The sequence below is a fragment of the Oleiphilus sp. HI0080 genome, assembly GCF_001635135.1.
Window position 1 is genome coordinate 1 of the sequence record NZ_LWFU01000515.1, and the last position, 5,234, is coordinate 5,234.

Below are 5,234 nucleotides of genomic sequence, written 5' to 3' on the forward strand. Positions count from 1 at the left end.
ACGGGCAGGTGGCGCAAATAACTGAGCGATGAATAGCCCGTTCCAAAGTCGTCGATCGATACCTTGATGCCAATCTCGCGTAAGTCCGCAAGCCGCTCGCTTACTCCCTGAATGTCTTCTTTCAGGGCACTTTCTGTCAGCTCTAATTCAAGAAATCCCGCGTCAAGACCTGACTCCGCAATACTCTCAATGATGATGCTTTTTAGGTGCGGCTCTAACAATTGACGTGGCGCAAGGTTAACCGACACACTGAGCGGTCCAAAGCCCATGTCCTGCCATTTTTTCGTTTGGTTACAGGCCGCATAAAGAACATAGGCGCCGAGATCTGATATCAACCCATTCTCTTCGGCAATGGCAACAAACTCCTGAGGAGAAACCAGACCTCGCTGAGGGTGGCTCCAGCGGATTAAGGCCTCATAGGAGAGTATCAGCCCCTCTTTCAAATCGAGCTTCGGCTGGTAATACACCTCGAGCTCTTCATTCACGAGAGCGGAACGTAACTCTTTCTCAATCTCGAGACGCTCACGCGAAAATGTCTTCAAGCTTTCGTCAAACATCTGAATTTGATTGCCGCCGTGGTATTTTGCCTTTTGCACCGCAAGAGAGCCGAAGCGGCTAAGCGTTTCAATATCTTCGGTATGCTGTGGCAACAATGCGATACCAATGCTACAAGAAAGCACGACTTCGTTTTTACCAAGTTGATAGGGTTTATCCGTCAAGGCGTGAAAAAGACGCTGAGCAAACTTCTTTACTTTAAAGGTCGGACTGCAGGCAACAATACAGGCAAACTCATTGCCACCCACGCGCGCAAGCACATCAACCCGTTGAACACTGTTACTTAATCGCTCGGCCACATTTTGCAGAATTCGATCAGAGATCTCATGTCCAAAACTATCGTTGAAATGCTTAAACCGATCGATATCGATCATTACCAGCGCAAAAGGGAGCTGCTCATCTTGATATCGAATCAACGCCCGGTGTAACTGGTTTTGAAACTGAACACGATTTGCCAGTCGTGTTAAGCCATCATAATTCAAGAGATAATCGAGCTTCTCATCCGTTTCTTTGTGATCCGTCATATCACTAATCAGTCCGGCGTAATATTTGATTCCGCCAGACTCATCACGAATCACATTGATCTGGGTCCGTTGCGAGTAGTAATCGCTATGGCGACGCCGCTCCAGCAGTTCACCTTGCCATTGCCCGTCGCTTTCAAGCGTCTCAAAGATTTGCGCATAAACTTGCCGCGTTTGTGGCGTCTCACTCACATCAACAAGCGGCTGACCGATGATCGTATCCAAGTCATGCCCAGTAATCTTGGTAAAGGCGGGGTTCACCGACAAAAAGCGCTGTTTGCGATCCAAGACCATCACGCCTTCAGAGGTATGATCAAATACAGATTTGGCCAACCGTATTTCTTCATCTCGCTGCACATCACTTTGGATGTCGCGACGCGTCCCCATAAGACGGCGCGCTCGATGCTCTTCGTCAACATCAACCACACGCCCATGCTCCTCAATCCAACGCCAAACACCCGCGTCATTCACTCGATAATTCAGCTGATATTCTGCCTTTTCACCTTGCAGGCAAGCATTGAGGGTATCGCGCAACCCCGCATAGTCCTCACTATGCACAACGCGCTTAAGGCGCTCGATAACATCTTGAGAGCTGAGCTCTTTATCTCCAAAAATATGATGGAAATTGGATTGGAAGAAGCGACCTTCTGCCACTTCCCAATCAAACAAGCCCAGATTGGAGGCTTCGATCGCTTGGGTTAAACGTGTCTGACTTTTCACAAGCGCTTCGCTGACGGATTTGCGTAATGCAACCTGCTGATTCAACTGCGCATTCGCTTTTTCGAGTGCTTCTGTGCGTTGACGAATCTTTTGCTCGAGATCCTGCTCAGTACTCAACAATGCCGTATTGAGCCGATTCTTCTCATAGCGAAGCTGCGCTAAATCTTGCTCTGCGCCGCCTTTTACCCGCGGTAAGATAGACTTCTCGCCACGCTGAACCTGACCAAGACTCATCGCCAGTCCTAAAAACAGGAGATTCATTAAGGTCATCACCGAGCCCGCGGATGCGTTTAGAGCATTTAGCATCATTAGGTTAATGGCAACGAGCACGGGCACGCTTGCAGTCAACCAAATATAAAAACCAAAAGGCCTCGCCAACAAACAGTTGAGCAGACCAAGAAGTGAAAAAACAAAGATCGTACTGCTATCCAGAGCAGGAGCGTAGTACGAAGCAAGCGCCCATGTAAGCGAAATGACAGCAGGAAGTGCCGACTCTAGAACCAACCATTTTTCATCCAGCATTCGACGACTAAAAACGGCAACTAAAGGCACTCCAGCCAACAACACGACGGCCGCCAGCAAAAAGGAAAAAAGCGCATCCGTCGCTTGGGCTTCAAAATGCATTAACCAGACGAGCGCGGCCAACACCCAGACGCCATAAAATGAGACCCGCTCCAACACACTGAGTTGGGGCGCCGACCAAAGGCTTAAAACGGCTGGAAGTTTCACACTAAAGAGTCTGGTTAAGGTGATTATTATCGTCGTTGCAGTGTACTCCTTTTTGCCCCGCGATTCTAAAGAAAAGCCCGCAAACCTTCAGACTCAATGAGCAGGAATTAACCTGAACAAGCCATTGCGTCCTGATATACTCGTCTGCCCCGAAATCAAGAAACAACTGAATAGCTCAATGGATGTCTCCCACCTTCTGGATGGTCTAAATGACGCGCAGCGTGAGGCTGTCGCGGCGCCAATGCAAAACATGCTGGTACTTGCTGGTGCGGGTAGTGGTAAAACCCGCGTTCTCGTCCATCGCATTGCATGGTTGATGCAAATCGAAGGCATTAGCCCAAACTCAATTATGGCTGTTACCTTCACCAATAAGGCTGCGCGAGAAATGCGCGGACGAATTGAAGAGTTGCTAAATTTGTCTGGTAGAGGAATGTGGTTTGGCACTTTCCACGGAATCGCACACCGCTTTTTACGCGCCCATTACCGCGAAGCAGAACTGCCCGAGAATTTTCAAATTCTCGATTCCGATGACCAACTACGTATCGTCAAACGCTTGATGCGCGAACGAAATATTGATGAGTCCCGTTGCCCACCAAGACAAGTTGCCGGCTTCATAAACAGTCGCAAAGATGAAGGCGTTCGCGCGAAACACCTCCCCCCCGCAAAGAATCCTTTCGACAGGCAGCTCGCATCCCTTTATCTAGACTATGAAGAACAATGTCAGCAATCCGGGCTCGTCGACTTTGGTGAATTACTGCTTCGATCTCATGAAATCTGGTTAAACCACCCTGCTCTTTTGGCCCACTATCAAGACCGTTTCAGCTACTTGCTCGTCGATGAGTTTCAAGACACCAACACCGTACAATATGCATGGTTGAGAGTGCTCGCCGGGAATCGCATCCCTGTCATGGTCGTCGGCGATGATGACCAAAGTATTTATGGTTGGCGCGGCGCAAAGATTGAAAATATTCAACAGTTTGAAATCGATTTTTCTGGCAGCAGTATCGTTCGTTTGGAGCAAAACTATCGCTCGACCGGCAACATCTTAGAGGCCGCTAACGCACTCATAGCGAACAATGGCAGTCGCCTGGGCAAACAGCTTTGGACCGATGACAGCGAAGGCGAGCTTATCGATCTCTATGCTGGGTTCAATGAACAAGATGAAGCAAACTATATCGCAGATCGTATCACCGGCTGGGTTGACCAAGGGAACTTACGCCAAGACTGCGCCATACTCTACCGCTCTAACGCGCAGTCACGCGTTCTCGAAGAGTCTTTGATTCGGGCGCAAATACCATATCGCATCTATGGTGGACTCCGTTTCTACGATCGTCAGGAAATCCGTAATGCAATGGCATATATGCGTCTTGTACATTACCAACACGACGATGCCGCTTTTGAGCGAGTTGCCAACGTTCCTCCTCGCGGGCTCGGTGAAAAAGGCATGGCCTCAATTCGAGAGCGTGCGCGCGACGAAGGCTGCTCTCTCTGGCAAGCATGTGCCTATCTCCTCGAACAAGGCGCTTTAAAGGGTAAAGCCAAATCTTCGATGGCTCAGTTTATGGATTTCATTGAAGTGCTATCGAGCCAAGTTCACGAACTTTCGCTCAGCATGCTCTGCGAGACCGCCGTGAAAGATTCGGGCCTCATGGATTACCATGCCTCGGAAAAAGGCGAAAAGGGTCAGGCTCGTAAAGAAAACCTCGAAGAGCTCATTGGCTCAACACAAGACTACGAGCCAGAAGATGACGAGCAACCGATCTTGTCGCAGTTTATAGCTCAGGCTGCACTGGATGCAGGCGAACAGCAGGCGGCGGAGCACGAAGATAGTGTTCAATTGATGACCTTACACTCCGCGAAAGGGTTGGAGTTTCCATTGGTGTTTATGGTCGGTATGGAGGAAAACCTATTTCCGCACAGCATGTCGATGGAGGAGCCTGGACGGCTTGAAGAGGAACGTCGCCTTGCATACGTTGGCGTCACTCGCGCAAGGGAGAAGCTAGTGCTTACTTACGCCGAGTCACGAAGATTATATGGCGAAGAGAAGTTCAATCCTGTTTCCCGTTTTGTTCGCGAAATTCCAAGCAATACCATTCAGGAAGTACGTATTCGCAATACCGTATCGCGGCCGGTTTCTTTTGGCGCGAGCAGCCAGCAAATTCCAGGCGATGAAGCCCCCGCTTTTCAACTTGGCGAATTAGTTGCTCACCCAAAGTTTGGCGAAGGAACTGTTGTGAATTACGAGGGCCGCGGCCCTCACGCACGCATTCAAATTATGTTTCAAGAGCACGGCAATAAGTGGCTTGTGCTTTCCTACGCAAAACTTAGCAAGGTTTAAGATGACAAACCTAGCCCCAGAAGCTGAAATTGACAAAGAAAATGTGCGATCCGTACAACATCCGAACAATACAGCAAATAACAATAAAACGGCGCAAACTATGAATGTTGAAGCAGACTACATAAAGCGCTCAAATGAGCGCATTTCGGCACTGCAACAAGACGTTGCCGAGCGTGAACGAGCAACGCAAAACAAAGCGAAAGAGTTATTGGCGCGAGAGCAGCAGTTAGCAGAGCAACAATTGCTGTTAGAAAAGCGTGAGCAGATTTTCGAAACGCAGCGCCACCGCCAACGCTTGGCCAAACGAAACAAAGCTTCTTTAATTGCACCTCTGCTACTTATTACCTGCGTTGCAGCGGGCTATTTCGCCT

At 49.2% G+C, this 5,234-nt stretch carries 3 protein-coding genes; 2 read left to right on the top strand and 1 reads right to left on the bottom strand.

The genetic code is table 11. From position 1 onward, the window contains the following. The coding region (locus A3751_RS10860) for an EAL domain-containing protein (protein WP_156492386.1) at positions 1-2,525 on the bottom strand (2,525 nt) is incomplete at its 3' end. A 178-nt stretch (positions 2,526-2,703) separates the two neighbouring features. Here A3751_RS10860 and uvrD point away from each other — a divergent pair. Together uvrD and A3751_RS10870 are read left to right on the top strand one after the other, a co-directional pair. Continuing rightward, positions 2,704-4,863: a DNA helicase II gene (gene uvrD / locus A3751_RS10865; protein ID WP_068455673.1), complete on the top strand. Its 2,160-nt coding sequence runs from the start codon at positions 2,704-2,706 to the stop codon at positions 4,861-4,863. A gap of 100 nt (positions 4,864-4,963) precedes the next feature. Next, on the top strand, positions 4,964-5,234 hold a 271-nt coding region (locus A3751_RS10870), incomplete at its 3' end, for a hypothetical protein (protein ID WP_231876876.1).

Excerpts from the sequence above, each read along its gene's own strand:
- uvrD (WP_068455673.1), top strand. The coding sequence starts at position 2,704 with ATGGATGTCTCCCACCTTCTGGATGGTCTAAATGACGCGCAGCGTGAG.